General features: G+C 70.6%; 30 protein-coding genes and 4 pseudogenes. 23 read left to right on the top strand and 11 right to left on the bottom strand.

Annotation, left to right across the window (positions count from 1 at the left end):
* Positions 1-231: 231 nt before the first annotated feature.
* Positions 232-771 carry an MFS transporter gene (locus ACZ6YG_RS42990; RefSeq protein ID WP_148032342.1) on the top strand — a complete coding sequence of 180 codons (540 nt, stop codon included), beginning with the start codon at positions 232-234 and terminating at the stop codon, positions 769-771.
* 72 nt (positions 772-843) lie between these two features.
* A pseudogene (locus ACZ6YG_RS42985) lies at positions 844-1,014 on the top strand (ATP-binding cassette domain-containing protein); the annotation flags it as partial.
* 75 nt (positions 1,015-1,089) lie between these two features.
* Here ACZ6YG_RS42985 and ACZ6YG_RS42980 read toward each other — a convergent pair.
* Positions 1,090-1,236 (bottom strand): hypothetical protein, encoded by a 147-nt coding sequence (locus tag ACZ6YG_RS42980; protein WP_222709000.1) that lies wholly within the window; start codon positions 1,234-1,236, stop codon positions 1,090-1,092.
* Between the two features lie 133 nt (positions 1,237-1,369).
* Here ACZ6YG_RS42980 and ACZ6YG_RS42975 point away from each other — a divergent pair, with 133 nt between their 5' ends.
* Positions 1,370-1,927: a sigma-70 family RNA polymerase sigma factor gene (locus ACZ6YG_RS42975; protein ID WP_148032341.1), complete on the top strand. Its 558-nt coding sequence runs from the start codon at positions 1,370-1,372 to the stop codon at positions 1,925-1,927.
* A gap of 43 nt (positions 1,928-1,970) precedes the next feature.
* On the opposite strand, the gene ACZ6YG_RS42970 is transcribed toward ACZ6YG_RS42975, so the two are convergent.
* From ACZ6YG_RS42970 to ACZ6YG_RS42960, 3 genes are read right to left on the bottom strand one after another with little or no spacing between them, the layout of a single operon-like run.
* Positions 1,971-2,234, bottom strand: a complete 264-nt coding sequence (locus tag ACZ6YG_RS42970) for a hypothetical protein (protein ID WP_148032340.1) — start codon at positions 2,232-2,234, stop codon at positions 1,971-1,973.
* Positions 2,231-2,731, bottom strand: coding sequence for a CoA transferase (locus ACZ6YG_RS42965; protein ID WP_148032339.1), 501 nt, complete (start codon positions 2,729-2,731; stop codon positions 2,231-2,233). Before ACZ6YG_RS42965 ends, ACZ6YG_RS42970 begins: the two co-directional genes overlap by 4 nt.
* On the bottom strand, positions 2,659-3,186 hold the full coding sequence (locus ACZ6YG_RS42960) for a CoA transferase (protein ID WP_148032338.1): 528 nt from the start codon (positions 3,184-3,186) through the stop codon (positions 2,659-2,661). Before ACZ6YG_RS42960 ends, ACZ6YG_RS42965 begins: the two co-directional genes overlap by 73 nt.
* Before the next feature lie 225 nt (positions 3,187-3,411).
* Between ACZ6YG_RS42960 and ACZ6YG_RS42955 the strand changes: the two are divergent.
* A pseudogene (locus ACZ6YG_RS42955) lies at positions 3,412-3,960 on the top strand (HAD family hydrolase); the annotation flags it as partial.
* A 51-nt stretch (positions 3,961-4,011) separates the two neighbouring features.
* Here the strand turns inward: ACZ6YG_RS42955 and ACZ6YG_RS42950 are convergent.
* Complete coding sequence (locus ACZ6YG_RS42950; protein WP_222708998.1) at positions 4,012-4,149, bottom strand: hypothetical protein; 138 nt, start codon at positions 4,147-4,149, stop codon at positions 4,012-4,014.
* Positions 4,150-4,223: 74 nt separating this feature from the next.
* On the opposite strand from ACZ6YG_RS42950, the gene ACZ6YG_RS42945 reads away from it, so the two are divergent.
* The gene (locus tag ACZ6YG_RS42945) at positions 4,224-4,508 is read left to right on the top strand and encodes a hypothetical protein (RefSeq protein WP_222708997.1); all 285 of its coding nucleotides are present in this window, start codon (positions 4,224-4,226) and stop codon (positions 4,506-4,508) included.
* Here the strand turns inward: ACZ6YG_RS42945 and ACZ6YG_RS42940 are convergent.
* Both ACZ6YG_RS42940 and ACZ6YG_RS42935 read right to left on the bottom strand, forming a co-directional pair.
* The gene (locus ACZ6YG_RS42940) at positions 4,471-4,767 is read right to left on the bottom strand and encodes a hypothetical protein (RefSeq protein ID WP_261808629.1); all 297 of its coding nucleotides are present in this window, start codon (positions 4,765-4,767) and stop codon (positions 4,471-4,473) included. The genes ACZ6YG_RS42945 and ACZ6YG_RS42940 overlap by 38 nt on opposite strands.
* Positions 4,768-4,799: 32 nt before the next feature.
* A pseudogene (locus tag ACZ6YG_RS42935) lies at positions 4,800-5,108 on the bottom strand (Fur family transcriptional regulator); the annotation flags it as partial.
* Positions 5,109-5,397: 289 nt separating this feature from the next.
* Between ACZ6YG_RS42935 and ACZ6YG_RS42930 the strand changes: the two are divergent.
* From ACZ6YG_RS42930 to ACZ6YG_RS42870, 13 genes are all read left to right on the top strand, one after another.
* On the top strand, positions 5,398-6,024 hold the full coding sequence (locus ACZ6YG_RS42930; RefSeq protein ID WP_466021138.1) for a DJ-1/PfpI family protein: 627 nt from the start codon (positions 5,398-5,400) through the stop codon (positions 6,022-6,024).
* Positions 6,021-7,028: an ABC transporter substrate-binding protein gene (locus tag ACZ6YG_RS42925; RefSeq protein WP_466021137.1), complete on the top strand. Its 1,008-nt coding sequence runs from the start codon at positions 6,021-6,023 to the stop codon at positions 7,026-7,028. Before ACZ6YG_RS42930 ends, ACZ6YG_RS42925 begins: the two co-directional genes overlap by 4 nt.
* Positions 7,025-8,089 (top strand): FecCD family ABC transporter permease, encoded by a 1,065-nt coding sequence (locus tag ACZ6YG_RS42920; RefSeq protein ID WP_148032333.1) that lies wholly within the window; start codon positions 7,025-7,027, stop codon positions 8,087-8,089. Before ACZ6YG_RS42925 ends, ACZ6YG_RS42920 begins: the two co-directional genes overlap by 4 nt.
* On the top strand, positions 8,086-8,916 hold the full coding sequence (locus ACZ6YG_RS42915) for an ABC transporter ATP-binding protein (protein ID WP_148032332.1): 831 nt from the start codon (positions 8,086-8,088) through the stop codon (positions 8,914-8,916). Before ACZ6YG_RS42920 ends, ACZ6YG_RS42915 begins: the two co-directional genes overlap by 4 nt.
* Positions 8,906-9,874 carry a GlxA family transcriptional regulator gene (locus ACZ6YG_RS42910; protein ID WP_148032331.1) on the top strand — a complete coding sequence of 323 codons (969 nt, stop codon included), beginning with the start codon at positions 8,906-8,908 and terminating at the stop codon, positions 9,872-9,874. The genes ACZ6YG_RS42915 and ACZ6YG_RS42910 overlap by 11 nt, the downstream gene beginning before the upstream one ends.
* Before the next feature lie 33 nt (positions 9,875-9,907).
* Entirely contained in the window at positions 9,908-10,213 is a 306-nt protein-coding gene (locus tag ACZ6YG_RS42905) for a hypothetical protein (protein ID WP_466021136.1), read from the top strand.
* A gap of 249 nt (positions 10,214-10,462) precedes the next feature.
* The gene (locus tag ACZ6YG_RS42900; RefSeq protein WP_466021135.1) at positions 10,463-10,993 is read left to right on the top strand and encodes a hypothetical protein; all 531 of its coding nucleotides are present in this window, start codon (positions 10,463-10,465) and stop codon (positions 10,991-10,993) included.
* Positions 10,994-11,075: 82 nt separating this feature from the next.
* Complete coding sequence (locus ACZ6YG_RS42895; RefSeq protein ID WP_148032328.1) at positions 11,076-11,813, top strand: YcnI family copper-binding membrane protein; 738 nt, start codon at positions 11,076-11,078, stop codon at positions 11,811-11,813.
* Positions 11,810-13,504, top strand: coding sequence for a copper resistance CopC/CopD family protein (locus ACZ6YG_RS42890; RefSeq protein WP_466021134.1), 1,695 nt, complete (start codon positions 11,810-11,812; stop codon positions 13,502-13,504). Before ACZ6YG_RS42895 ends, ACZ6YG_RS42890 begins: the two co-directional genes overlap by 4 nt.
* Complete coding sequence (locus ACZ6YG_RS42885; RefSeq protein WP_187281226.1) at positions 13,501-14,118, top strand: DUF1775 domain-containing protein; 618 nt, start codon at positions 13,501-13,503, stop codon at positions 14,116-14,118. Before ACZ6YG_RS42890 ends, ACZ6YG_RS42885 begins: the two co-directional genes overlap by 4 nt.
* Positions 14,119-14,303: 185 nt before the next feature.
* Positions 14,304-15,146 (top strand): hypothetical protein, encoded by an 843-nt coding sequence (locus ACZ6YG_RS42880; protein ID WP_466021133.1) that lies wholly within the window; start codon positions 14,304-14,306, stop codon positions 15,144-15,146.
* Between the two features lie 2 nt (positions 15,147-15,148).
* Positions 15,149-15,400, top strand: a complete 252-nt coding sequence (locus ACZ6YG_RS42875; protein ID WP_222708995.1) for a 2'-5' RNA ligase family protein — start codon at positions 15,149-15,151, stop codon at positions 15,398-15,400.
* Between the two features lie 437 nt (positions 15,401-15,837).
* Positions 15,838-16,908, top strand: coding sequence for an AfsR/SARP family transcriptional regulator (locus tag ACZ6YG_RS42870; RefSeq protein ID WP_148032325.1), 1,071 nt, complete (start codon positions 15,838-15,840; stop codon positions 16,906-16,908).
* Positions 16,909-17,426: 518 nt separating this feature from the next.
* Here the strand turns inward: ACZ6YG_RS42870 and ACZ6YG_RS42865 are convergent.
* Both ACZ6YG_RS42865 and ACZ6YG_RS42860 read right to left on the bottom strand, forming a co-directional pair.
* The gene (locus ACZ6YG_RS42865; protein ID WP_466021132.1) at positions 17,427-18,533 is read right to left on the bottom strand and encodes a DUF2267 domain-containing protein; all 1,107 of its coding nucleotides are present in this window, start codon (positions 18,531-18,533) and stop codon (positions 17,427-17,429) included.
* A gap of 241 nt (positions 18,534-18,774) precedes the next feature.
* Positions 18,775-18,963, bottom strand: coding sequence for a hypothetical protein (locus tag ACZ6YG_RS42860; protein ID WP_466021131.1), 189 nt, complete (start codon positions 18,961-18,963; stop codon positions 18,775-18,777).
* 328 nt (positions 18,964-19,291) lie between these two features.
* On the opposite strand from ACZ6YG_RS42860, the pseudogene ACZ6YG_RS42855 reads away from it, so the two are divergent.
* A pseudogene (locus tag ACZ6YG_RS42855) lies at positions 19,292-19,717 on the top strand (DJ-1/PfpI family protein); the annotation flags it as partial.
* 194 nt (positions 19,718-19,911) lie between these two features.
* On the opposite strand, the gene ACZ6YG_RS42850 reads toward ACZ6YG_RS42855, so the two are convergent.
* Positions 19,912-20,067, bottom strand: coding sequence for a leucine zipper domain-containing protein (locus tag ACZ6YG_RS42850; RefSeq protein ID WP_222708993.1), 156 nt, complete (start codon positions 20,065-20,067; stop codon positions 19,912-19,914).
* Between the two features lie 276 nt (positions 20,068-20,343).
* Here ACZ6YG_RS42850 and ACZ6YG_RS42845 point away from each other — a divergent pair, with 276 nt between their 5' ends.
* The 3 genes from ACZ6YG_RS42845 to ACZ6YG_RS42835 all read left to right on the top strand — a co-directional run bounded on the left by ACZ6YG_RS42845 (position 20,344) and on the right by ACZ6YG_RS42835 (position 23,488).
* On the top strand, positions 20,344-21,234 hold the full coding sequence (locus ACZ6YG_RS42845; RefSeq protein WP_466021130.1) for an SRPBCC family protein: 891 nt from the start codon (positions 20,344-20,346) through the stop codon (positions 21,232-21,234).
* Positions 21,231-22,400 (top strand): zinc-dependent alcohol dehydrogenase, encoded by a 1,170-nt coding sequence (locus ACZ6YG_RS42840; protein ID WP_466021129.1) that lies wholly within the window; start codon positions 21,231-21,233, stop codon positions 22,398-22,400. The genes ACZ6YG_RS42845 and ACZ6YG_RS42840 overlap by 4 nt, the downstream gene beginning before the upstream one ends.
* Before the next feature lie 527 nt (positions 22,401-22,927).
* Positions 22,928-23,488, top strand: coding sequence for a phosphate-starvation-inducible PsiE family protein (locus ACZ6YG_RS42835; RefSeq protein WP_466021128.1), 561 nt, complete (start codon positions 22,928-22,930; stop codon positions 23,486-23,488).
* A 20-nt stretch (positions 23,489-23,508) separates the two neighbouring features.
* On the opposite strand, the gene ligD is transcribed toward ACZ6YG_RS42835, so the two are convergent.
* Positions 23,509-24,483, bottom strand: a complete 975-nt coding sequence (ligD, locus tag ACZ6YG_RS42830; protein WP_466021127.1) for a non-homologous end-joining DNA ligase — start codon at positions 24,481-24,483, stop codon at positions 23,509-23,511.
* 402 nt (positions 24,484-24,885) lie between these two features.
* Between ligD and ACZ6YG_RS42825 the strand changes: the two genes are divergently transcribed.
* Positions 24,886-25,260, top strand: a complete 375-nt coding sequence (locus ACZ6YG_RS42825) for a hypothetical protein (protein ID WP_148032317.1) — start codon at positions 24,886-24,888, stop codon at positions 25,258-25,260.
* The last annotated feature ends 248 nt before the right edge of the window (positions 25,261-25,508 follow it).

Below are 25,508 nucleotides of genomic sequence, written 5' to 3'. Positions count from 1 at the left end.
CCGGGGGCGCGTCCTGTTCCTGGGTACGGTCCGTCGGCGTTGCTAAAAGTTTCACTGACGCCACCTGCCCTCATCAGAGGACAGCGTGCGACCTGCCGTCTTCCAGCGGTGTTCGCACGCGAACACCGCTGGAACCCGCCGCCTGCTCGGTATACGACTCATCGCGGAGGCACACAGCGGCACGGTCGTGCCGTCCGCCCGGAAGTGATAGCCGGAGTAATGCCTGCTGGAATGACGTTCCGCCTGGTTCGCGCCGCGGCCTTCGCCGTGGTGTGCTGCGGGCTGGGCGCGTTGGCCCACCTGCTCGGGGGCGGGAACGTGACCGCGCCGATGGTGGTGGCGGCCGTGGCCGTGTCCTTCGCCGCAGCCGTGCCGGTGACCGGCCGCGAACGGGGAACGCGGGTCATTCTCTTCCTGCTCGCCGGCGTGCAGCTGGTGCTGCACCTGTTGTTCTCCGTCGCTTCGTCGCTTCCTTCTCTGCCGGTGGCGCCCGGCGGGCACGTGCATTCGGGTCTCGTCCCGGGGTTGGGGATGCTGGTCGCGCACGGGTGGGCGACCGTGATGACGGCGTTGTGGCTGTCTCGGGGTGAGGCGGTGCTCTGGACGCTGGTGCGTCGCCTGAGCGTGCGGCTCCTCCTGTGGTGGTGGGCGCCACCCCGTACGACTTACTGGGCGGTGCTCGTACCCGCCGCCGAACCCGCGCCCCTTCGTCCGGCTCTGCTGGAGCACTCGCTGAGCGGGCGCGGCCCGCCGGCTCTGCTCGCAGGCTGACCTTCCCTTTTCGCTCCACCGGACGGACGAGCTCCGCCCGGCCGTCGTCGTACGCCCCAACGGAGTCCTTTCATGCCCGCACCCGATAGCGCCGTGCCCGCCTCCTTACGTCTGTCCGAGGTGAGCTGCCGGCACGGCGAGCTGCTGGCGGTCGATCGGGTGAGCCTCGAACTCGGCCCCGGTGAGCATCTCGCCATCACCGGCACCAACGGCTCCGGCAAGAGCACCCTGCTGCGCGCCGTACTCGGCCTGCACCGCCACAGGACCGGGATGATCGAGGTCGACGGCCGGCAGGCGCGGCGCGTTCGGCCTGGAAGGTCATCGGACCCAGCGCCCCGCGCTCAGGGACAGGGCCGCCGCCACGCCGAACCCGGCCGTCGTGGTCCAGCCCAGGACGGAGCGGGAAATGCCCGCCTCGGCCAGCAGCCTCGGTCCGAGGGCGCCGATCAGGAACAGCTGCAGCATCGAGAAGGCCATGACCGAGGTGAGCTAAGCCGTCACCTGCCACTGCCCGGTTGGCGCCGATCGGTCCAGTCGCACCTTCATGTCCCTTCGTCTGCTGCGCGTCGTTCTGTCATGACTGCAAGGAGTGATCGTTATGAATACTCGTGTACGTGCCGCCGACGATCGGCGCCTGACCTCGCTCGCCCTGGCCGCGCGCGAGGGCGGCCCGGCCGAGGTGGAGGCTTTCACCAGAGCGGCCTACGCCGACGTGCGCCGCTTCCTCGCCTACCTCACCGATGTCCAATCGGCCGACGACCTGACACAGGAGACGTTCGTGCGGGTCCTGCGCAGTTTGCCCGGGTTCGCCGGCAGGTCGTCGGCCAGGGCCTGGCTGCTGTCGATCGCCCGGCGGGTGGTGGTCGACCGGTTCCGGGCGGCCGGGGCGCGGCCGGTGGTGGCAGATCTCGCGGACTGGCAGGCAGTTGTGGAGCGGTGCCAGCCGCGTGATCTGCCCAGCTTCCAGGACGGTGTGGACCTTGCGGAGCTGCTGGCGGCGGTGCCGTCCGAACGGCGCAGGGCTTTCGTACTCACCCAGGTCGTGGGCTTGCAGTACACCGAAGCCGCCGAACTGCTCGGCTGTCCGGTCGGCACCGTTCGATCGAGAGTGGCGCGGGCCCGGCTCCAGCTGTGCGCGTCCTGGCTCGCCGCCTGACCACCCGGGGCGGGGGACGGAGCATGCGGCTCCGTCCCCCGCCTCAGCCGGTCATGAGCTGTCCGCGTAGCGCGTCGCGGTCGGGCTTGCCCGCCGGAGTGAGGGGGAAGGAGCCGACCACCAGCAGGTGCTCCGGATGCTTGCCCTTGGCCAGCCTGGCTGCCGGCAAGTGGGGGCACAGGTCCGCCGGCTCCGGTGCGGGGCTGCCGGAGCGCCTGAGCGGGCAGACGACTTCGGCGATCCCGCGCGCCACGGGGAACGGCAGCGCGACCGCGCCGAGAGCGGCCAGAGCCAGGGTCACGTTCATGCGAACCTCCACGGTGCGGGAACCATGAGAGCGCCGTGCTCGTCGCGGGTGAGCGCTGCGGCGAAACGGGGGTCAGCGGGCAAGGCGTCCAGGCCGGTCGTGACCGAGGTGGCGCTCAGCCCTTTCCAGCGCAGGAGCGAGACGGCCTCGACGCTGTCCAGGTCGCGGACTTTGTCCCGGTATGCGGTCGTTGCTTCCTCCGCCGCCACCCAGCCGTCGGCGGTGCGGAGCGGCTGTCTGTAGCCGGGCGGCCTGCGATAGGGCGCGCCCCGCGCGGCCCGGCTCAGCGCGGGTTCCGTGAGGAGCTCGGCCGCGCCGAGGAGCGAGGAATCCACCCGGGCGCCGCGTCCCTCGCGCTCACGTAGCAGCAGCCCGGCCAGCACGGCCTCGGTTCCGAGCAGGCCGCCGAGCACGTCCAGCAATGTCATGAGCGAGGGCGCGGCGGGCTCGCCCTCGGGCCGGACAACGTCGCCGACGCCGGTACGTGCCTGGACCATGAAGTCCGTGCCCAGGGGGCGTCCGGCAGCCGCCCGGCCCAGCCGCTGGTGCAGGCGTAGACCAGGCGGGGATTGATCGCGGAAAGGTCGCCGCTGTCCAGGCCGAGACGTTCGGCCGTGCCCGGTGCCCAGTTCTGCACGAACACGTCCGCCCGCGCGACCAGCTCGCCCAGGTCGGCGCGCCCGGCCGGGGACTTGATGTCGATCTCGACCGCTTCCTTGCCCCGGTTGAGCGCGAGCCACCGGGCGGACAACCCGCCGCACGCCGGGGGCATCCCGCGCAGCGGGTCGCCACCCGGCGGCTCGACCCGGATGACCCGCGCGCCGAGCAGGCCCAGCAGATGAGCGGTGAGGGGAGCCTGGATACGCCGGCCCGCCTCCAGGACCGTGAATCCGGCCAGCGGTCGGAACACGTTCGCGGACGGGGGAGCGCCCGGTGACGGTTGCCGGTCCATCGGCCACAACTGCCAAGGCAGCTCGGCGCGCGGCTCGGCGGCCCTTTCCTCCAGGGAGCGGAGCGCGCACACCGAGGCGCCGTGGTCCTTGGCCGCTCGCCGTACCTCGTGCCAGGGAACGGCGGCGGCCCGCTCGTGGAGGCCGGCGGGCAGAGGGGAGCAGGCGGTGGCGTACCGGAACCGGAAGGACCGCCACCCCGCCGACGCCACCCGCGGATCACTGGCGCTTCCGGAGCGATAGCCCTCGCCGACGTCATCAAGCCCTCGGCTGTCGAAGCGATCGGTGAACTGCACGCGATGGGGCTGAGCACGCTGCTGCTCACCGGTGACAATGCCGCCACCGCGCGAGCCGTGGCCGATCAGGTCGGCATCGACGACGCACCCGCGCTGGCCCGCGCCGATCTCGGCCTGGCGGTGGTCGAGGGCACCGATGTCGCTCAGGCCGCCGCCGACCTGATCTTGGTCCGTGACGACCTGAACGTCCTGCCCACCGCCCTCACCTTGGCACGCGCCACCCTGGCCACCATCCGCGGCAACCTCGCCTGGGCATTCGGCTACAACGTCGCCGCCCTGCCGCTGGCCGCCGCCGGCCTGCTGAACCCGCTCATCGCCGGAGCCGCCATGGCCCTGTCCTCGGTGTTCGTGGTCACCAACAGCCTGCGCCTGCGACGCTTCGCACCGGCGGCGGCGCGTGCCGACTTCCTTGCCGGGCATGTGGACGACCTGGAGGCCCACAGCCCTGCGGCAGCTGAACCGGTCCGTCAGTCGAGCTGACACCCGGGCACGTACGGGTTGCCGAGAAGTGCCGGCCCCTTCCCGGAGCAGTCAGGCGACCTGGAATCCGGCTTCTTCTCCGCCGTCGCCCTGCTCGTCGGCACCTTCGGCACCGCCGCCCTTGCTGCGCACACCGCCGTCAACCAGCTCGTTTACATCGTCTTCCAAGTCTCCGTCGGCCTCTCGCATGCGGCCTCCATGTCTACCTGGCGCTTCCGGAGCTGGTCCTGCGTCCGTTCCTGGACTCCGATGACGCCACCGCGATGAGGATCGCCGCGGGGCTGCTCATGGTCGCGGACGTCATGCAGTTCATCGACTGCGCCCAGAACATCGGCGTGGGGCTGCTGCGCGGCGTCGACGACACGAAGGGTGGCTTTCGCGTCACCCTTGTCGGCTACTGGCTCGTCGGCCTGCCCGCCGCCTTCCTGCTGGCCGTGCCCGTCGGGCTGGACACACTGGGTACGTGGCTCGGACTGTTCACCGGGCTGGCTGCCACGGCGGCGCTCCTGCTCACCCGTTTCCATCGAGCCCTTCAGTCGGCTGCTTGAGCATGATCAATCTGACCTGGTTCTCCGTGTTCAGCAGCGCGGCCACCCGCCACCCTCTGCGGCGGTACAGCCCGAGCGCCGCGCTGGCTCGCGGGTGCGTGGTGAGCCACCACGACGCGCCCGGGGAGGCGGACAGCAAGGGCAGGACGTGCCCGGACAGGTTGAACGCGTAGGTCTTCTCGAGCCCGACCAGCCCGCCGAACTCGCCCTTGTCCCGTGCCTCGGCAGCCGTCGGGGGTGCACCTCGAAGCCGCTGCATGTCATCACCGCTGCCGTGACCTCGGTCGAGTGGCTCGCCGGCAGTTCGAAGAGCCTGCCGCAGCGACGACAGATCAGGTGATGGTGCGGGACTGTGGCCAGTCCGAAGAGAGTTTCGCCGGCGTACTCGATGCTGTGCAGGACACCGTGTTCGGTCAGCACCGCCACGTTCCGATACATGGTGGAGGGATTCACCGAGCCATGGGTCGAAGTCACCAGCTCGTGCAGGCTGATCGCGCTGAGGTGGGTGGCCGCCTCTCGCAGGATGGCCAGGATCAGGAGTCGCGGGACTGTCCTGCGCAGGCCCAGCCGGGGGAGGATCTCCCCGATGTCGTCGCTCATGCGCGGCAGGTGATGAAGACGGTGAGTGCCGTCAGCATGGCACTCGTGACCGGCGACGGAGAAAGCAGCACTGCCACCCCTGTGGCATGAAGGTCCAGGGCTACTCACCACCTTCGCCCAAGTTCCCGGGAACCAGGGCGGGATTTGCGACGACTGGTCGCACGAGCCGCTTCGTGCTCATGGCCCTGGCCAGAAGCTGGCGGACGTTGGCCTGCTGGCCACTTCCACGCGAGAGGGCCCCTCGTCACCATGGGGAACCGCGATTCGACACCGAGAATTTGGAGGCTGCATGCGAGTCGACATCGTCGTCTTCGACGGGGCGGACGACCTCGACGTGGTGGGCCCGTACGAGGTGCTGAGCCTGGCCGCCCGTGCCGGGCAGGGCGTCACGGTGCGGTTGGTTTCCCTGGACGGGCCGCGGACGGTGACCACCGCAGGCGGCTTGCTTCTGCCCGCAGCAGGCTGGGCCCCGCAGGAGGCCGATGTGCTCATCGTGCCCGGGGGCGGCTACGCCAGAAGCGAGACCTCGGGCATCCGGGCGGAGCTGGACTCGGCACGGCTGCCGGCCGCGCTCGCGGCGGCGGCCCGGCCCGGCCTGGTGCTCGCGTCGGTCTGCACGGGCGCGCTGTTGCTGGCCGCGGGCGGACTGCTGACCGGCCGGGCCTGCACCACGCACCATCGGGCGGTCGAAGACCTGGTGGCGGCCGGCGGCCGGCTCGTGGACGCCCGGGTGGTGGACGACGGCGACCTGGTGACGGCCGGAGGGATCACCTCGGGCCTGGACCTGGCGATCTGGCTCGTCGAGCGCTATCGCGGCACGGAGGCCGCCGCGCTGGTGCAGAAGGTCCTGGAGTACGAGCGCCGCGAACCGCTGTGGCGTTCTGATGAGCCGGTCGCGTCAGGAGCGGGACGATGATGCGGCGGCTGACGTTCTGCCTGGCCGTCATGCTGCCCCTGGCGGCGGTCGGTTGCGGCGGCGACGTTCGGTCGGCGGCTACCGGTTCGTCCATCGTGGTCAAGGACTGCGCGGGCAAGGACGTCACCTTCAGCGAGCCGCCGGCGAAGGTGGTGACGCTCGACGGGTACGCCGCCCAGACGATGGCCCGGCTCGGCCTGACCGGCAAGATCGCCGCCACCGGCTATCCGGCTCCGTTCACGGCGGACACCTCTCCCTACAAGGAAGAGCTGGCCAAGATCCCGGTCCTGGCCGAACGGGTGCCGGTGACCGAGGTCGTCGCCGGCCAGCGGCCCGACCTGGTCTTGACGGGATTCTCCGCCTTCGGCGGCCCACCAGGAAGCCCGAAGGACACCGATCTGACCACCATGAACGCGAAGGGCCTGGCCGCGTGCATGCCGGGCGACGGCATGGCCATGAGCGGCGGCACCTCCAGCCAGGCCCTGACCGACCTCGAACCCACCTACGACTACATCCGCAAGCTCGGCACCGTGTTCGGCGTCCAGGACCGCGCGGACAAGCTCGTCGCCGAGTTGCGGGCCCGTCAGGAGGCCGTCAAGCCGCAGGGACCCAAGCCGCGCGTCATGATCGTGCAGGACAACCCGGTCGCCGGGCAGCCGATCAAAACCTCCGGCAGCGGCACGATCGCGCACGCCGTGCTCACGCTCGCGGGCGGCGAGAACCTCTTCCCCGACGTCCACGCGATGCACGCCGACGTCTCCCCGGAACAGGTGGTCAAACGGGACCCGCAGGCGATCTGGGTGATCACCGACTACACCTTCGCCAAGGTCAAAGGACAGGAACTGGTCGACCAGGTCAAGCTGAACCCGCTGCTGTCCGAGACCACCGCCGTCAAGCAGGGGAAGGTCTTCTCCACGTCGCAGTACCTGGTCTCCTTCCCCGGCCCGCTCAACCTCGACGGCCTGGAACAGCTCGCCGCCGACCTGCACGCGGGCAGCTCATGATCGCGATCGTCCACAAGCTGCCGTGGCGCGTCGCCGCCGTGCCCTACCCGGTTCTGGTCGCGGCGCTCACAGCGGGGCTGGCCTTCTCGGTGGTGGTCGCCACCGGGTTCGGGCCGGTCGCGGTGCCGGCCGGCGAGGTGGCCGGCATCCTCGTCCACCACCTGACCGGAGGCGGCGACAGCGCGGCCACCGCCGATCTCATCGTCTGGCGGATCCGCTTCCCGCGCGTGCTGCTCAGCGCGGTGGCCGGTGCGGGTCTGGCGCTGGCCGGGGCCGTCGTGCAGGGCGTGGTGCGCAATCCGGTCGCCGATCCGTACCTGCTCGGGCTCTCCCACGGGGCCTCCGTCGGTGCCGTGCTGGTGCTGACCACGGGGGCGGCCGTGCTCGGCGCGCTGACCCTGCCGGTCGCCGCGTTCACCGGCGCGACCGTCGCGATCGGCATCGTGCTGGCGATGTCCAGCCGGCAGGGCCGGTTGCTGCCGGTGCGGCTGATCCTCGTCGGCGTCGCCTTCGGACACCTGTTCGCCGGGATCACCTCGTTCGTGCTGGCCCGCACCGACAGCTCCGCCGCCCAGCAGCAGATCATCTTCTGGCTCCTGGGTGGGCTGTCCGGCACGAACTGGGCCACCCTGCCGATCCCGGCGGTCGTGGTCGGCGTGGTGGCCGGGCTGCTGCTCATGCGGGCCCGCCGGCTCAACGCCCTGGTGCTGGGCGAGGAGGCCAGCGCCGCGCTCGGCCTCAACGCCAGCCGGCAGCGCTGGTACCTGCTCATCCTCGTCACGCTGCTGACCGGCACGGTCGTCGCTGTGTCCGGCGGGATCGGCTTCGTGGGCCTGATCGTGCCGCACCTGGCCCGGATGCTGGTCGGTGCCGACCACCGGCGCATGCTGCCCGTCACGGTGGTGCTCGGTGCGCTCTTCCTGCTCTGGGCCGACGTCGCCGCGCGGATCCTCATCTCGCCCGCCGAGTTGCCCATCGGCGTGCTGACCGCCTTTATCGGGGTGCCGTGCTTCGTGCTCGTCATGCGTGCGCGCGGCCTGGCCAGTCAGGAGTCGCCATGAGACTTGACATCGACGCCGTGTCGGTCGCGCTGGGCGGCCGGGACGTGGTGGAGGAGGTGTCGTTGGCCATACCCGCCGGGTCGTTCACCGCGCTCGTCGGCCCCAATGGCAGCGGCAAGTCCACCCTGCTGCGAACCGTCTACCGGGCCCTGCGCCCGCACACCGGTGAGATTCGCCTCGACGGACGTGACCTGTGGTCCATGCCCGCCGCTCACGCGGCGAGGAACGTCGGCGTGCTCATGCAGGAGCAGCACACCGGCTTCGAGTTCACGGTCGCGGAGACGGTCGCGCTGGGCCGCACCCCGCACCTCGGCTTCTTCGACCGGCTGACCGGCGCGGACCGCGCCGCGATCGCCGAGGCGCTGGAACGCACCGGCCTGACCTCGTACGCGGACCGGCGGGTCGGCCGGCTCTCCGGAGGCGAGCGCCAGCGAGTCCTGCTCGCCCGCGCCCTCGCCGGCCGGCCCAGGCTGCTCGTCCTGGACGAGCCCACCAACCACCTGGACGTCCGTCACCAGCTCGACATCCTCGAACTCGTCCGTGACCTGGACATCACCGTGCTCGCCGCCCTGCACAGCCTGGACCTGGCCGCCACGTACGCCGATACCGTCGCCGTCCTGCGAGAAGGGCGGATGGTGACGCACGGCCCGGCCGCCGACGTGCTGACGCCCGCCACGATAGGCGAGGTGTTCGACGTGGACGCCACCGTGCATGACGCGGGAGGAAGGCCGGGATTCGCGCTGCGACCACGCTGCGTGTGCCCGGACCGGCCCTGCCACTGGAGCTGCCGCAACCGCATGGAGACACTGCTGACCGATGCCCGCTGACCCGCACATCGTCGCCGTCCTCGCCCTGGACGGGGTGGTCGGCTTCGACCTGGCGATGCCCTGCCAGGTCTTCGGCACCGCCCGCCTGCCCGACGGCAGCTACCCCTACCAGGTGCGCGTCTGCGGTACCGCGCCATCGGTGAACGCCACCGCCGGCGGCGTCGGCTACTACCGCATCGACGCCCCCAACGGCCTGGACGGCGCCGAAGACGCCGACACCATCGTGGTGCCCGGCGTCACCACCACCCGTCCGGCCCCCGGCGCCGTGCTCGACCTGCTCCGCGAGGCCGCGGCCCGCCAGGCACGCGTCGTGTCCATCTGCACCGGCGCGTTCGTGCTCGCCGAGGCCGGCCTGCTGGCCGGGCGGCAGGCCACGACACACTGGGCGGCCGCGGGCGAGCTGGCCCGCCGCCATCCCGACGTCCGCGTGGACGCCAAGCCGCTCTACATCGGAGACGGACGCCTGTTCACCTCGGCCGGCGTCGCCGCCGGGCTCGACCTGTGCCTGCACCTGGTCCACCGCGACTTCGGCGCGGCGGTGGCCGCGGGCGCCGCCCGTGCCACCGTCATGGCGCCCAGCCGCGACGGTGACCAGGCCCAGTTCATCCCGCAACCGCCGGCCGCCGTCGTGGACGGCAGCCTGGCCGCGACCCTCGCCTGGATGCGCGAGCACGCGGCCGAACCGCTCACCCTCGCCGACATCGCCCGGCAGGCCAACCTGAGCGTCCGCACGCTCTCACGCCGTTTCCAGGAGCAGACGGGCACCACGCCACTGGCGTGGCTCGCCCGCCAGCGCCTGCTGCTGGCACGGCACCTGCTGGAGACCACCGACCTGCCGATTCCCGCCGTCGCCGATCGCAGTGGCCACGGCTCGCCCAGCGCCCTGCGCGCGCACTTCGATCGCGAGCTGCGGACAAGCCCGCACCGCTACCGGCAGTCCTTCCGGCCACGTGCCTGAAGGACGATCCGATGGGAGGACAACTCGCCGGTGATGTCAGGCTCGCCGGATCACCTCGGCGTCGGATGCCGCCTGGCCGGTCACGCGCATCTGTCCGTTGGTCAGGTCGACGAGGACGCCTGTGATGCCGCAGACGGCGACCTGTCACGTGGTGTCCGCGTACGGCTCGTGCCGCTGCTGGCCTACCTGGCCCTGCCCTTGGACCTGGTGCCGGATGCGGTGCCGCCCGGTGCTTCATCGGTCTGGCACCAGGTGAGCCCGGAGCAGACGGCGGCGCGGTTGCAGTTCCTGGTCGGGTGGGCTCGCCCTCCACAGTTCGGTGACATGCCCGCCCTGTAGCGCGCGTTGAAAGCTTCATGGTCCTTGGCCGACCGGCCGGGTACCCACGGGCATGAAGCGCATCTCTGAGGTGATCATGTGGAGGCCGGGTAGCAATCGATGACGTGCAGGACGGCTTGCCTGGTCTGGCGGTATACGGCGACTGTGTCGCCAGCGGCTGTGGCGACTGCCCCTCGGCGGGTGTGGTTGTGGCTCGCGGATCCCCGCATCAGTCGGCAACGGGGTCGCAGCCATTGCTAAGCTCCGGCCATGAAGTCCACCAAACGGGCGATGCGCGGTCTGCGCTCGGCCCTGGTGGCACTCAGCACTACCGTGATCGCGGTCGCCGCCCACCGCGCCGGCCATGGGACGGCCCCGCCCCTGCTGGCCCTGGTCCCCGTGGTCCTGGCGGCCTGGGGCGTCGCCTACGCGCTGGCGGGCCGCAGGGTCTCCCGGCGCGAGTTGCTGGCCCTGCTCGGCGGCGCCCAGTTAGGCATCCATGGCCTCAGCGTCTACCTGGCGGGCCCCGTCCACCACGATCCCGGCGACGCCTCGTTGCCGATGGTCCTCGCCCACGCTGCGGCCACCGTGCTCACCGCGCTGCTGCTGGAGCATGGCGAGCGGATGTGGTGGGGCCTGCTCCGCATGCTCGGCGCCCGTTACCGTACCGTCCGCGCCCGCGACCTACCGCCGCCGGTCCGGCGCCCGGTCCCGGTCGCCTCCCGCGCTGTCCCCACGCTGACCCGGCTTTGCGCCGGACCGGTCGGGACGCGCGCTCCACCGCTCCTCAACCGGATCTGAACCACCACGGGGACGAAAGGCCCCGTTACCCCCGGACCGGACCGAACGGTTCGGTCATGATCTGTATAGAGGAGAACCCCCCATGAGCTTTGCCCTGCGTACCACCATGCGCACTGTCGCCGTCGGCGCGGCCGCCTTCGGGCTGGTCCTGTTCGGCGCCGGCGCGGCGTCGGCGCACGTCACCGTCACCCCCTCCACCACCGCGGCCGGCAGCTACACCGTGCTGACTTTCGGCGTCCCGCACGGCTGCGACGCATCGGCCACCACTTCGATCGCCATCGCGATGCCCGAGGAGATCATCGCGGTCACCCCGACGGTCAACCCGGGCTGGGATGTCGAAAAGAAGATGGAGAAGCTCGACACACCCGTCGACGACGGCCACGGCGGCCAGTACACCGAGCGGGTCGACCAGGTCGTCTACACCGCCAAGACGCCGCTGCCCGATGGCCTGCGCGACACGTTCGAGCTGTCGCTGAAGCTCCCAGAGAAGGAAGGCACGAAGCTCGTTTTCCCGGCGATCCAGAAGTGCGAGAAGGGCGAGACGCCCTGGACCGAGGTCGCCGCGGATGGTGCGGAGGAGCCGGAGCATCCGGCCCCGTTCATCGTGCTGACCGCCGCCGAAGGGGCGGGGCAGGACGCGGCCACGCCCACGCCGGCCGAGACCGCGGCGGCCGCTCCGGCGGCCGACACCTCCCGCGCGGCCGCTGATTCGGCAGAGTCCTCCGGCTCGGGCGTCATCGGCTGGGCCGGTCTGGTGCTGGGCGCGATCGGCGCGGCCGCGGGCGTGACCGCACTGGTGCGCGGCAGGAAGACCTCTTGACCTGTCCGGTCCGCCGCAACACGCTCAGGTGGGCTCGGCCGGTTGCCGCGCCCACCTGGGTGGTCCTGCTCCTGGCCGCCCTCCTGGTCCTCCTGCTGCCGGGCACGGCCTACGCCCATGCCGTGCTGAAGAGCACCGACCCCAAGGACGGCCAGGTCCTCGCTCAGGCGCCGCGCACGGTCACGGCCACCTTCAGCGAGGCGATCACCCTTGCTCCCACGGGGAACGTGCTGCTCGACTCGGCCGGCCGCCCCGTCCCCGCCGAGGTCCGCTCGGTGAACGACACCGTCGTCTACACCCCGGCCTCAACCCTCGCCGAGGGCACCTACATCGTCAGCTGGCGGATCATCTCCCTCGACACCCACCCGGTCAGCGGCGGGATCAGCTTCTCCGTCGGCGAGCCGAGCGCCAGTTCCGTCGCCGTCCCCGCCCAGGTCGCCGACCGCGAAGTGAACGTGCTCCGGATCGGCGCCGAGGTGCTGCGGTATGGAGGGGTGCTCGGGTTCGCCGGCTTGACCGTCTTCGGCCTGTTCATCGCCGAGCCGAGCGTGCGCAGGTCCGCGGCGTTCGCCCGGAGAGTCGGGCGTGCCCGCGACGCGCTGGCCGCGGCGGCGGTGCTCGGCGCCGTCGCGCTGGTCCCGCTGGTCAAGCTCTGGCAGGACGGCACGGGCGTCGGCGGGTTGTTCTCCGCCTCGCTGTGGCCCGCTGCGCTGTCGGCGGCGCCCGCGGCCGCCGCGGCGCTGCTGGCCGCCGGCGTCGTGATCGCGCTGGTCGCGGTGCGCCGCGACCTGCCGGTCGCCGCCGCGGCCGGGACGGCGTTGGCGCTGGGCTCCCTCGCCATGGTCGGTCACACCCGGGTGTACGGGCCGGGCTGGCTGGTGCTCGCCGCCGATCTGCTGCACGTGGCCACCGCGGCGCTGTGGGTCGGCGGGCTGCTCGGGTTGTGCCTGCTGTTCGTCCCCGACCGCCACCACCGGGTGGCCGAGGTCGCCTCGGCGGTCGGCCGCTTCTCGGCCGCGGCGCTGTGGCTGGTGGCCGGGCTCGGCGCGAGCGCGGTCCTGCTGTGGTGGCGGATCGCCGACAGCGTGGACGGTCTGTGGACGACCGGCTACGGCCGCCTCGTGCTGGTCAAGCTTGTGCTGGTGGTCGCCGTCGTCGGCGTCGCCGCCTGGAACCGGTACCGGTTCGTTCCTTCGGTGCTCTCCGGCACGCGCTCGCCAGCCACCCTGGGCGCGCTGCGCCGTACGGTCGGGATCGAGGCGGCGGGCCTGGCCGTGGTGGTGGCCGTCACCGGCGTGCTGGTCTCGCAGACGCCGCGCGAGGAGACCGGCGCCGCGCCCGCGGCGGCCGCGCCGTCCTCCGCTGCCGGGCCCAAGACGCTCACCGCGGCTGTCGGCGACGGTAAGGCCACCATGGTGATCAGCCCCGGCAAGCGAGGGGTCAACGCGCTCCAGTTGTCCCTGGTGGACAGCAAGGGCGTGCCGCTGGTGCCGCATGAGACGCCGGAGCTGTCGGTGCGGCTGCCCGCATACGAGCTGGGGCCGTTCAAGAAGCCGCTGTCCACGACGGGCAAGGGCACCTACGAGGCGGCGGTCGACTTCCCGCTGGACGGGACGTGGACGGTGACGCTGGTCGTGCGGCTGTCGGAGTTCGAGAGCCCGGTCGTCTCCCAGGAGGTGGTGATCCCGTGAAATCGGGTGTCTCCCGCGCGGCCCGGGCCGCCGGGGTGGTGCTGGCGGCAGCCGTGCTGGTGCTGCTACCGGCCGCCCCGGCGCTGGCGCACGTGCTGCTGGAGTCCGCGCAGCCCAACGGCGACGGGTCGGTCACGCTCACCTTCTCCTTCGACCATGGATGCGACGGCGCGCCGACCGAGGCACTCCTCGTCCGGATGCCGGCCGGGTCCTCGGCGCTGTCGGCCGGTCAGCCGAGCGGCTGGTCCAGCGCGGTGAAGGGAAACACGGTCGAGTGGACGGGCCCGGGCATCGCCGACGGCACCAAGGCGTCCTTCACCGTCAGCGCGCGTTTGTCGGGAAAGGCCGGTGAGCCGCTGATCTTCCCGACCACGCAACGGTGCACCGGCGGCAAGGGGTACGAGTGGATCGGCGCCGATGACGATGCGAAGGAGCCCGCGCCCCGGCTGATCGCCACCGCCGCCGTGCTGGACCCGGACCTCAGCCCGGCTCCGCCCCCGGCCGTGGGCACGGACGGCGCCGACGACGTCCAGGTGGCTGTGGCGCTGGGCGCCTTCACCGCCTTGGCGGCACTGACCGCTCACCTGGCCCGCCGGCGTCTCCCTCGGCCCTGACCCCTTGGTCCGAACCTGCCCCATCCGGGTCGTCTGCGGCCGCTCGACGCCCTCACCGGCGTCGAGCGGGTGGCCCGCTACGCGCCTTCAGCGGCACCGGCCAGTTCGGCGCGTCGGCCTCACTGAGCGGCTCGCGGGCGTCCTTGAAGGGGGCGAAGGCGGGCTCATTACGGGTCACTGCGGGAGTGGGGAAGAGCGCCCGGTTCTCGCTGTTGGAGGGGCGGCAGCACCCGCGCCAGACCGCGGAGCTGTATGCGACGGCCGGCTACCTGTGCGCACTGCTGGCGTGGATCAGTTGCGACCTCGGCCAGCTACAGGCCGCCGACACCCACGGCCGCGCCGCATGGTTGTGCGCCGAGCTGACCAGCCACGACGACCTACGGGCTTGGGTGCTGTCCACCCGCAGCAAGATCGCGTTCTGGGATGGACGGCTCCGCGACGCGATCAACCTGGCCCGGCGAGGAGCCGCTTTCCGTCCCCACGGCACCGCGGGCATCATGCTCGCCTGCCAGGAAGCTGACGCGTGGGCTGCGCTCGGCGCCATCGACGGCGCCCGCGGCGCTCTGGCTCGTGCCGAAGCCGCGCGCGACCAGATGGAAGGAGCGGGCGAAGTCGCCGGGCTGTTCGCCTGCTCCGACTTTCGGCGCGCCGATTACGCCTCGTCGGTGCCGCTGCGCATCAGAAGGCCCGGCGACGCCCGACCGCGCCGTCGCCAACATTCCGCAGCCCCAGGCGTACGGGACGGTCGCGCAGGTGCGCATCGTCCAAGCGACCGCCCACCTCGCGCTTGGACAGCCGGATGGTGCGGAAGCGCCCTGAGTCACCACATGAAGGGGAGGCAATGCATGACCGGCGAGCGGACGGCCGACCATTGGTGGTGGAGGCCGGGGTGGAAGCATGGCCGGCGCTTCCACACCTGGCACCTCACGTTCGACGACGCCGCCGATGTACGTCGGCTGGCTAGGGCCGGGACGGGCTCGCCAAGGTCGACGGGCTGGATCTCGTACCCGATCAATGGCTGCACCTGACCATGCAAGGCCTCGGGTTCGTCGATGAGGTCGAGGAGGCCCACGTGCGGGCGATCGTCGAAGCCGCCCAGATCAGCCTGACTCACGTCGAGCCGTTCGCGTTGACGCTGGACCGGCCCAGGATCACCCCTGAGGCGATCCGTTGGGAAGCCCAGCCGCCGCAGCCGGTGGCCGCGGTACGCGACAGGATCCGCGCCGCCAAAGCGGAGTGCAAGCCGTCCCTGCGACCACGTGGGTGCGGGGCGTGGAGTTGATCGTGCTCGGCCGAGACCGGCAGATGTACGAGTGGGATACGTACGCAACCGTCACGCTCTCCAGCGTCGGATAGATCAACTCTCGGCCACGATCCGCGGCAGGCGACGGGGACCATCAGTCTCCACCTGGAGCGCCCTCTCAATGCTGGACCCGTTGACCCGCCACTCGCTCAGGTGGCGCTCACACGTGCGTACATTTGAGCTTTTACCAGACTGAATGGCGTGCTGACCTAAGCGGCGGCGGACCATCCGGCCCGCGCGGGTGAGGGGATGTCAGGACCTGTCAGGCAGCGGTGTTGACCTGGTTGTGATGTGGTTGTCGCCTGGTCATGATCCTCTCGTGGATTTGCGCAGTAATATCCACAATGGTCTGATTTGATCAGGAATCACTGCTACCACATCGCCGATCGCCTTCACGTGGTGAATGGGGGACTCCTGTGCGGTTCGCCATCTTGGGCCGGCTCCAGGTCGAGCGCGGGGACGAGTCGGTCGAGATCACGCGTACCAGGCGATCGCTGCTGGCGGCACTGTTGCTGGCCGCCTCCGACGGGATCGCCGCTGAGACGCTGATGCAGGCGGTCTGGGGTGATACTCACGGCCGAGAGAACTCACTGAAAACCGCCTTGTCGCAGCTTCGTCAACTGCTCCCGGGGCGCATTCCGTCCGCACGCAACCATGGGTACCGCATCGTGCTGCGCCCGGAAGACAGTTTCGACCTGACGGAATTCCGGCGGCTGGTCGAGGAGGCCCGAATCCAGATATCAACCGGTGATCAACATGCCGCAGTTGCCTCATTACGAAGGGCATTGGATTTATGGGGCGATCCTCCCTTGGCCGACGTACCTGAGGACCCCCTCCGATTGGCGACATGGCGGCAAGAACTGCTGTGGGAGCGCAAGGTCGCGCAGCAGGATCTCCTGAAGGCCCGATTGAACACGGGCGAGCACCATAAGCTCCTCGGCGATCTCCGCCGGGAGCTGGCCGACGATCCGCTGTCGGAGATACTCAACGCGTTGCTGATGACCGCTCTGTACCGGGCGGGCTATCGGGTGGAGGCGCTGCGGCACTACGACACCCTCGCGACGCTGCTGGCCCAGGACACCGGCGCGGACCCCGGGTCGAAGCTGCGCCGGTTACGCGACGAGATCGCCGCGGACACCCTCGGTCCTCGGATCCTGGACGACGACGAACCGGCCGCCCCCACCATCGCCTGGGGAGCCGGAGGACTACCTCCGGCTCAGCTTCCACCGGCCGTCAGCGATTTCACCGGCCGCGCGGCGGAGGTGGAAGAGCTGTCGCGCTATCTGCATACCGCCGGAGAGCCCGGCCGTGTGCCCATCGCCTCCATCAGCGCCCCCCGGGGGTGGGCAAGTCGGCGCTGGCGCATCAGGTGGCGCACCTGCTGCGGCCGAACTCATCCGAGGTGTAGTTCGAGCCGCGATCGGCGTGGAAGATGGCGTCCGGCTGGAGCAGGCCTGTGGCAGCCGCCATCCGGATCGCGTCCTTGATCAGATCGGTGCGGTAGTGGTCGGCCATCGCCCAGCCGAGAACCGCTTGAAGGCCACGGCCGGTCATCGCCGCTGATCTGGGCTCGCTGCCGGCGGGCAGGGCGCGGTCAGCGACAGTGAGCATGCGATGGACGCGTACGTCGAGGTGGAGATGATCACGAGACGAAGCATTCGTGCTGTGGTCGTGGAGGCGGGTTTCGCCGGGTTGGCCGCGGCGCGAACGTTGGCCAAGGCGGGTGCGCTGGTCACGCTGATCGACCACAACCCGGACCCGACCTTTCAACCTCTGCTCTACCCGATGGCTACGGCGGTGATAGGCATGTCCGACGTGCCATACCCAGCGGATGTGCAGAGTTTTTACGAGGTCGGCGCCGTGTGTGGCTGCGGCTGCATTCGGGAAGACGAGCTACGACCATGTCGCTGCTTACCTGGATCTAGAGGTGATCCTGCATCTCCGGCGGCGCTGGCCTGCGGTGCCCGCCCGGGTAATGCGGACAAGCCCTGGCCCGAGGCGGGAATCACGCGTCCCGCTCGTCCCGCCAGCCGCCGGGTTCGGGATGGTAGCCGTAAGCGGCGGCCCGCACTGTGTCCTCGTCCTCCAGCCCGGAGCCGATCGTGCCGCCGACGGTGGCCAGCGAGCTGATGATCCAGGCCAGGTTCAGATAGTCGGTGAGATCGACCGGCCGCTGCAGGTTCTGTTCCAGCACGGAGGTGTCGATCAGCAGCGCTGCGGCGAGTGTCGTTCCGGCGAACAGCACCAGATAGGACACCGCGGCGGCCAGGGTGAGGGTGAGGATTGTGCCCAGGTTGAACAGCCGGGCCAGCTCAGCCGGTGTCTCCCGGTCTGGTTTCTCCCACAGGTCGTGCGCGATGATCAGCCAGGTCACCAGCGCGGTCAGTCCGAGAAGCATGATCACGGTGAGTCGGAGTCCGTCGAGCGCGTCACCCATCTCCCAGATGGTGTTGGTGGTGAGCGCGAACGCGGCCGTGGCGAAGGCGCCGGCCAGGAGTTTGGACAGGCCCAGCAGGGCGCGTCCCGGGCGGTTGGCCCGGATCATTCCGGTCAGCAGCCGCACCCGGCCGGTCAGCCGCGAGGCGACGTAGCCCAGTTCCCCGGCATCGGCCTGGCCGACCACTCGGTGAATGGCGGCGACCTGGCCGGCCAGTTCGGCTGGTGCCCGGCCGGTCGGCGGTACCCGTTCCTCGGAAGTGTCAGTGAGCAGCCGGCTCACGAGACCCGGGACGGCGGCGCGGAGCGCTCGCAGCTGGCGCAGCCCCAGCGCGGGCAAGGACACCGCCGCGACCCGGCGCCGGGCGGACGTATGCGCCACCAGCGGCACCCGCTTGGTGTGCAGCGGCAGGTCGGTCAGGCAGATCGCGACGTCCCACCGGGCGTCGGCGCGCCGGCGGGCGAGATCGTCGAGCAGCGCCTCGACGCCGCCGTCGCGGCGCGGTGCCACTTCACCCCAGCCTGCCCGGACGGTCCACCGCACCTGCTGGTCCACCTGCTCGGCGAGCCGGTCGGCCAACTCGGCGGCGAGCCGCGCGACCACCTGCGCCGGATAGTCCGGCGGGGTCGCCACGAGTCCGACGACGATCTCCGGCCGATGCTCACTGATGGCCATGAGCGCTCCTCGCCGGTAGCCGGGTGGATTCCGTGACCGAATACCCACAGTCGCGCGGCACATGCGTCGTGTATCGGGTGATGAAGATCTGGACGCGGCAGGTGAGGGGTACGTGTCCACAGCGGGCACCGAGTCGCCGCTGCGGCGTTGATCCGGCGATGCTTGTCGAGGGAAGGGCGCCGCGAGATGGCGGCCCATGGCGCGCACGCTTGGCCACCGCATCGTCGGGCTTGTGGTTGTTTCATGCTGAGCGCTTGGTGGGGACCCCTTGGTCGGTGGGCAAGGTGTAGCGCCGGGTGGGGTCGAGCCGGGCGACGACGCTGTCGACGCCGGTGCGGAGCGAAGGGGTGGCCAGGGTGTGCCGGAGGATGTGGGCGGGCAGGGCGAGGCCGCCCGCTTGTGTAACAGCAGTCGCCGACGGCTTGGTCACGGGCGAGGGGGCCGTCGTTCGACGGCGCGCAGGTAGCGCCTCTGCTGGCGGGCGTCCAGGATGCGGGGCGCGAAGCTCGGGGATGTCGTCGCGGCGGGGCCGAGCCCGAGTTGGGTGACGACGTGTTCCGGAACGGTGAGGCAGGCGTTGACGGTGTCGGTGGTGCGAGAGCGCGGCGGGTTTCGCCGTCCAGCGGCCCCGTGCCAGGGCCGCGCTGTAGGCGGCGTGGACCGCGGGCGGCGGGCAGGCCGAGCTGTTGCGCGTGCCCTGGGGCGACTTCAACTGCCTGCGGCTGGGCGGGGACGCCGAGCAGCGCCAGACCGACTAGGCGCGCGACCATGACCTCGAAGACGCCGGCACCTTCACGATGGACCGGCTGGTCGGCGAGGTGTCGGTCGACGAGGCGCTGCTCCTGCCGGGCGGGTCGGTGAACCCGGACAAGTTGCGGATGGAACCCCCTGCGGTGCGGTTCGTCCGGGACTTCGTCCAGTCGGGCAAGCCGGTCGCGTCGATCTGCCACGGCCCGTGGAACTTCGTCGAGGCCGACGCCGCGCGGGGCCGCCGGCTGACCTCGTGGCCGAGCGTGCGCACCGACCTGCGCAACGCCGGGGCCGAGGTGGTCGACGAGCCGGTCGACACCGACGGCAACATCACCACGAGCCGGTCGCCCGACGACCTGCCGGCCTTTTGCGAGCGCATCGTGCAGGAGTTCGCCAGGGGCCCGCAGGCCACCGCCGCTGAACGTCGGGCGTGACCTCGTCGCTCACGAACGTGCGTCCGTCGCTGTCCGCGCTGGCACTGCTTTCGGAATGAGACCTGGTTGGGGGCGGGTGCCCGCGTGCCCGCTGCGAGGCCGGCCCAGGTCCAGGCGCTTGAGGATACGCCACACGCCCGACTTGCTGACGGTGGCGTCGTGGTACCGCTTCAGGTACAGCGCGACCACGATCTTCACGCGGCGATCTCGGCGATCTCGACGTCGGTGGCGTTCGGGCTCGTCCTGGGCCGCTTGGAGCGCGTCCGCAGGCCGTCGATGCCCTCGGCTCGGCAGCGCCGGTACCAGATGGAGTAGACCTGCCGGTTGATGCCGACGTACCGGCACGACATGGCGACGTTGCCGGTGACCTCCCTGCATGCCGGGTGACTGCCAGGCGCCGCTTGGCCTCTTGATCGAGCGGCGGGCTGGGCTCATGGGACCTGGGCCGGAGGCAGGGCCCCCTGGCGTCGTCCAGCCCGTCGTGGACGGCCATCCAGACGACCTGCGCCTTTAGTGCCTGAATCCGCTGGTGTCATCCGTTTTGTCAGGGGCAAGGGGCGGTGGACGCGGGGCGTCAGCAGACCGGGGGCCGCCCGCACATACCACCAGAACCTGCGTTAGGACGCATGATGACCGACAAACTCGCCCGTGCGCTCGGGTGGACCAGCCTCGCGCTGGGCGCGGTGCAACTGGCGGCACCACGGGCCGTGACCCGCCTGTGCGGCGTCGACGACGCGCCAGGGGCCACGACCGTCGCCAGGCTCGTCGGCGGGCGCGAGCTCCTGCACGCCGCGCTGCTACTCGGCGCCAAGAACCCTGCCCAGTGGGCGTGGACCAGGGTCGCCGGCGACACAATGGACCTCGGCGTCCTGGGCAGGGCCGCCGCCGCCCGCACCGGCGCCCGCCGCACCCGCGCGCTGGCCGCGCTCGGCGCCGTCGCCGGGCTCACCGCCCTGGACGCCGCCTGCGCCCGGGGCGGCACTGCCAAGACCAAGGGTCCGCTGCAGGTGCGCGCCTCCATCACCATCAACAAGCCGCGCGAGGACGTCTACCGCTTCTGGCGGGAGCTGGAGAACCTGCCCTCGTTCATGGTCCACCTGGACTCGGTGCGCACCATCAATCAGCGCCGCTCCCGCTGGAAGGTCAAGGGCCCGATCGTCGACCTGGAGTGGGAGGCCGAGATCATCGACGAGCGGGCCGGCGACCTGATCGCCTGGCGCTCGGTGCCCGGCACCGGCATCTCCACCGCCGGCCTGGTCAGCTTCACCGACGGCCCCGGTGGGCGGGGCACCGTCGTGGACGTCTCGCTGGAGTACGGCGCGCCCGGCCGCCGGCTCGCCGCCGTCGCCCGTATGTTCGGCGAGCACCCCGAGCAGCAGGTCCGCGACGACCTGCGTCGCTTCAAGCAGGTCATGGAGACCGGCGAGGTGGTCCGCTCCGAGGGCAGCCCCGAGGGCCACCGCGCCCGGCGCCAGCTCCATCAGCGTCCCGCACAGCCGATCGGAGGACGGGCATGAAGGCCAACGTGTGGGCGGGCCGCAACCGCCTGGAGATCCAAGACGTTCCGGACCCGCAGATCCTCAACGCGCGTGACGCGATCGTCCGCGTCTCATCGACCGCGATCTGCGGCTCCGACCTGCACCTCGTGGACGGCTACATCCCGACCGTCAAGAAGGGCGACGTGCTCGGCCACGAGTTCATGGGCGAGGTCGTCGAGGTCGGCCCCGGCGTGCACAACCTGCACCCCGGGGACCGCGTGGTGGTGCCGTTCCCGATCGCCTGCGGCGCCTGTTTCGCCTGCGAGGCCGAGCTGTACTCGGTGTGCGAGAACTCCAACCCTAACGCGGGCATGGCCGAGAAGCTGATGGGCCACGCGCCCGCCGGTATCTTCGGCTACTCCCACATGCTGGGCGGCTTCGCCGGCGGGCAGGCCGAGTACGTGCGCGTGCCGTTCGCCGACGTCGGCCCCATCAAGGTCGAGGACGACCTGCCAGACGAGAAGGTGCTGTTCCTGTCGGACATCTTTCCGACGGGCTTCATGGGTGCGGAGATGTGCGACATCAAGCCGGGCCAGACCATCGCGATCTGGGGCGCGGGCCCGGTCGGGCAGTTCGCCGCGGCCAGCGCGTTCCTGCTCGGCGCGGACCGGGTCATCGTCATCGACCGCTTCCCGTACCGGCTGCGGCGGGTCCAGCGCACCGGCGCCGAAGTCCTCAACTACGAGGAGGTGAACGTGCTGGAGGCGCTGCGCGACATGACCGGCGGGCGCGGCCCCGACGCCTGCATCGACGCCGTCGGCATGGAGGCCCACCACCCGACTTCGGCCATGTACGCCTATGACCGCACCAAGCAGGCCGCCCGGATGGAGACCGAGCGCCCCTACGTGCTGCGCGAGGCCATCATGGCCTGCCGCAACGGCGGCGTGGTCTCCGTCATCGGCGTCTACGGCGGGTTCGTCGACAAGTTCCCGATGGGCACTGTCATGAACCGTTCGCTGACCATCCGCACCGGCCAGTGCCACGTGCAGCGCTACACCGAGCCGCTACTGCAGCGGATCCGCGCGGGCGAGATCGACCCGAGCTTCGTCATCTCGCACCGCATGCCGCTCAGCGAGGCGCCGCGCGGGTTCGAGCTGTTCAAGAACAAGCAGGACGAGTGCAACAAGGTGGTTCTCACTCCGTAAGCCTGCCTTCGCGGCCAGAGCCGCCGTCGGCGGGGTTGTGGCGGCGGTGCCACAGAGGCATCTCCAGGGTGTCCAGTGCCAGGTCGGTGCGTAGATGAGTAGCCAACTGCCAGCCGACCACCTGCGCGAGTACACATCGATGACGAAGGCTGCGTACACCCAGCCTCTCCAGGTGCGGATGTAGGTCAGGTCCGCCACCCATAACCGGTTCGGCGCCGGCGCGTGGAAGTCCCGTGCGACCAGATCATCGGGCCGGTGTGTGTCCGGGCCGGGCTGGGTGGTGCAGGTGGTCTTGCCGCGCACAAGGCCCTGTAAGCCCAGTTCGCGTATCAGCCGACGAAGCGGTGCAGCCATTCGTTCTTGATCGCGGCGAAGAACGACTCGGCCATCGCGTTGTGCGGGTACCTGAGCTGGGCAGATGATGGACGGCACCGCACCGGACCGGGAGATTCACGCGTGCCAAACCGAGGGTATGGGCCACCCTGACCACGGTCGCAACACACCCAGCACGATCCCAGGTACAGCTCATGAACAATCCAACGGACAGATCAGGTGCGCCCGGACCTCCATCTCCGGCCGAGGCCGTGGCACACGAGGTCGCCCACAAGCCGGGCAACAGCAGGCTGCTGGCCATGCTGGTCGCTGCCGAGCACGGGATCCTCTATCTGGTGTCGTTCGCGCTGCTGGCTCTGGGCGTCGGCATTCTCGCCCTGATGACCCTCACGGTCGTTCAAGGAGGGGCGTCTGGGGCTGAGAAAATCATCGTCATCCTGGAAGAGCTGCTCCTCGTGCTGATCGTGCTGGAGATCTTCGTGACGGTGCAGACCCACCTCGCGGGCGGCCGCCTGCATCTGGAACCGTTCATCATTGTCGGCATCATCGCGATCATCCGGCACATCCTGTCGGTGGTCGTCCGGCTGACTATCCCTGTGAACCCGGCAGAGAGCCGCCAGCAGCTCACAGAGCTTGTCATCTACACGGCGAGCGCCTTCATGCTGGTCGCGGCGCTGGCGCTGGCGCGATGGTCGCAGCGGTGGCCCACCCGTCCGCCGTCGGGCGCGCGCCGCGACTCCAGCGCTTCCGGATGAGGACTGACCGATCCTCGCCGTCAGTCCTCCTCCCTCCGTACCTGGTCCGGACGCTTGTCCGGGCGCAGCCCGCGCCAGCTCGGATGCCGCAGACGGCCGTCTGCCGTCCACTCCGTGTACTGCACCTCGCCCACCAGGGCGGGATCGACCCATCGCGCGTCGCGCGCGTGCGGGCGCGGCAACTCCTCGTCGAACGGGCTGTCCGGCCGCTCGTACGGCGCCAGTCGGGCCGCGAGATCCCGCAGCATATCGTCTGTGAAGCCCGTGCCTACATTCCCCACGTAGACCAGCCGTCCCGCATCGTCGTACACGCCGAGGAGCAGTGATCCGATCATGTCAGCGCGTCTGCCCGCGCCTGATCTCCACCCGCCCACGACCACCTCCTGGGTGCGGAAGTTCTTCACCTTCACCCAGTGGCGGCTGCGCCGTCCCGGCTCGTAAGTCGATGCCAGCCGCTTGGCGACCACGCCTTCCAGCAGGCGTTCGCGGCTCCTCCGGAACGCCGCGGCCCCGTCGCCGACGCTGTGGGGCGGGACGCTCCACCGTTCTCCTGCCGCCACGGTCGTTGAAAGCAGTTCTCTGCGTTCCGCGTACGGCAGGTCGATGGTGGAGAAGTCGTCCACGTGCAGGACATCGAAGATCAGATAGGAGACCGGCGTCGACCGAGCCAATGCCGCGACTCTACTCGGATCCCGCTGGTGGATGCGCGGTTGTAGCGCGGTGAAGCTCGGCACGCCCCGGTGGTCGAGTGCGACGATCTCCCCGTCGAGCACCGCGGGGCCGCGTACGGCGGTCGGGAGCGGTCCGAGTTCCGGATAGGCGGCCGTGACGTCGAGGCCGTTGCGTGAGAACAGCCGGAGCGCGGCGCCGTCCACGTAGCCGAGCGTCCGTGCACCGTCCCACTTCATCTCGTAGCCGAACAGCCGGTCCTCGGCCGGCGGCGGCAGCCGCCCAAGCCGCGCCAGCATCGGCGAGTACTCCGGAAGGTCCCCCATGAGGAGGTCATACCCAAGTGCGAAACGCGCTCCTGTGACATCGTGGTTCAGACGAGGGCTCACTGGGAGCGCCCCGAACGACGGCTCCTCTCCTAGCGGCGGTTGTCGACCTCGGTCGTGTCGGGGGTTGTGGTGGACATGGCTGTCGGGATCGCGGGTGCCGCCGACTTGTCCGTACCGGTCTCTTGGATCGTCGCCTAGAGCCTCGTCCTGACCTGGGTATGGCGCATCGGCTTGCGGCAGGATCAGTGCATCGCTGAGGAGGAGGACCGTACGCACTTCACGGCCACGGGGTCCTGACCGTCGTGCATCGACTGTGGGAGCGGGTGCCCGGCCATGGGAGCAGGCAGGAGGCACGCGAACATGCGGCACTGTTCAACCTCCCCACCGTTCACAGTGGTCATGGGCATGTTCACCTCCTACGCGGCCCAGTTCGCGATCGTGTTGCTCGCCTCCCTCGCCCTCACCACCGGGAGCGTGCTGGACCATGCCGTCGGCCTGGCCGACTACCTGCAGCTGTTGTGGATGGCGGCTTCGATGGCTCTAACGGCAGGCGCGCTTGGAGCGGTCTTGGAGAACGACACGGTTGCGCGAAGCCGGGTGGTGCAGGGCGGCGCGGAAGCGGCCCGGTCCCCACGTGCGGCCGTGGACGCGCTTGGCGAGGGTGTCGCGATCCGCAGGGCCGTGCGTGATGCTCCAGCGCGTGAGCCACCTCGTCGATCTCCCGATCGAGGGTTTCCTCGGCGATGGCGGCGTACCGGCTGGCCGTCCCACTGATGCCGATCGCGCCTGGCGAGTACAGCCTGGTCCCGGGACCTGGGCGAAAGCGTCGGGCTCCTGCGCTCTCCAACGTCCTTCGGCGTTCGCTGCGCAGGCGGGCCCGCTCCCTGCGCTCCGCCGCCTCGCGCCTGCCCTCGATGCTCAGGCCATACTCGTGCTCGGCCCGGAGGTGGCCATGGCTGCCGCTCCGATGAAGAACCCGATCGCAGCGCCAAACGGTACGCCTCCGCCGAGGATGCCCGCCG

This window comes from Nonomuraea sp. NPDC054003, assembly GCF_055585125.1.
This window is presented reverse-complemented; position numbering and strand designations above follow the sequence as displayed.

Bases quoted from the DNA above. Each gene is read 5' to 3' on its own strand.
- ACZ6YG_RS42915 (WP_148032332.1), top strand. From the start codon at position 8,086: ATGAGACTTGACATCGACGCCGTGTCGGTCGCGCTGGGCGGCCGGGAC.
- ACZ6YG_RS42920 (WP_148032333.1), top strand. From the start codon at position 7,025: ATGATCGCGATCGTCCACAAGCTGCCGTGGCGCGTCGCCGCCGTGCCC.
- ACZ6YG_RS42975 (WP_148032341.1), top strand. From the start codon at position 1,370: ATGAATACTCGTGTACGTGCCGCCGACGATCGGCGCCTGACCTCGCTC.
- ACZ6YG_RS42925 (WP_466021137.1), top strand. From the start codon at position 6,021: ATGATGCGGCGGCTGACGTTCTGCCTGGCCGTCATGCTGCCCCTGGCG.
- ligD (WP_466021127.1), bottom strand. From the start codon at position 24,483: ATGGGGGACCTTCCGGAGTACTCGCCGATGCTGGCGCGGCTTGGGCGG.
- ACZ6YG_RS42910 (WP_148032331.1), top strand. From the start codon at position 8,906: ATGCCCGCTGACCCGCACATCGTCGCCGTCCTCGCCCTGGACGGGGTG.
- ACZ6YG_RS42835 (WP_466021128.1), top strand. From the start codon at position 22,928: ATGAACAATCCAACGGACAGATCAGGTGCGCCCGGACCTCCATCTCCG.
- ACZ6YG_RS42850 (WP_222708993.1), bottom strand. From the start codon at position 20,067: ATGTCGTGCCGGTACGTCGGCATCAACCGGCAGGTCTACTCCATCTGG.
- ACZ6YG_RS42905 (WP_466021136.1), top strand. From the start codon at position 9,908: ATGTCAGGCTCGCCGGATCACCTCGGCGTCGGATGCCGCCTGGCCGGT.
- ACZ6YG_RS42845 (WP_466021130.1), top strand. From the start codon at position 20,344: ATGATGACCGACAAACTCGCCCGTGCGCTCGGGTGGACCAGCCTCGCG.
- ACZ6YG_RS42930 (WP_466021138.1), top strand. From the start codon at position 5,398: ATGCGAGTCGACATCGTCGTCTTCGACGGGGCGGACGACCTCGACGTG.
- ACZ6YG_RS42825 (WP_148032317.1), top strand. From the start codon at position 24,886: ATGGGCATGTTCACCTCCTACGCGGCCCAGTTCGCGATCGTGTTGCTC.
- ACZ6YG_RS42965 (WP_148032339.1), bottom strand. From the start codon at position 2,731: ATGGTCCAGGCACGTACCGGCGTCGGCGACGTTGTCCGGCCCGAGGGC.
- ACZ6YG_RS42900 (WP_466021135.1), top strand. From the start codon at position 10,463: ATGAAGTCCACCAAACGGGCGATGCGCGGTCTGCGCTCGGCCCTGGTG.
- ACZ6YG_RS42840 (WP_466021129.1), top strand. From the start codon at position 21,231: ATGAAGGCCAACGTGTGGGCGGGCCGCAACCGCCTGGAGATCCAAGAC.
- ACZ6YG_RS42895 (WP_148032328.1), top strand. From the start codon at position 11,076: ATGAGCTTTGCCCTGCGTACCACCATGCGCACTGTCGCCGTCGGCGCG.
- ACZ6YG_RS42940 (WP_261808629.1), bottom strand. From the start codon at position 4,767: ATGCAGCGGCTTCGAGGTGCACCCCCGACGGCTGCCGAGGCACGGGAC.
- ACZ6YG_RS42960 (WP_148032338.1), bottom strand. From the start codon at position 3,186: ATGGACCGGCAACCGTCACCGGGCGCTCCCCCGTCCGCGAACGTGTTC.
- ACZ6YG_RS42950 (WP_222708998.1), bottom strand. From the start codon at position 4,149: ATGCGAGAGGCCGACGGAGACTTGGAAGACGATGTAAACGAGCTGGTT.
- ACZ6YG_RS42990 (WP_148032342.1), top strand. From the start codon at position 232: ATGACGTTCCGCCTGGTTCGCGCCGCGGCCTTCGCCGTGGTGTGCTGC.
- ACZ6YG_RS42875 (WP_222708995.1), top strand. From the start codon at position 15,149: ATGCAAGGCCTCGGGTTCGTCGATGAGGTCGAGGAGGCCCACGTGCGG.
- ACZ6YG_RS42970 (WP_148032340.1), bottom strand. From the start codon at position 2,234: ATGAACGTGACCCTGGCTCTGGCCGCTCTCGGCGCGGTCGCGCTGCCG.
- ACZ6YG_RS42945 (WP_222708997.1), top strand. From the start codon at position 4,224: ATGAGGATCGCCGCGGGGCTGCTCATGGTCGCGGACGTCATGCAGTTC.
- ACZ6YG_RS42865 (WP_466021132.1), bottom strand. From the start codon at position 18,533: ATGGCCATCAGTGAGCATCGGCCGGAGATCGTCGTCGGACTCGTGGCG.
- ACZ6YG_RS42980 (WP_222709000.1), bottom strand. From the start codon at position 1,236: ATGCTGCAGCTGTTCCTGATCGGCGCCCTCGGACCGAGGCTGCTGGCC.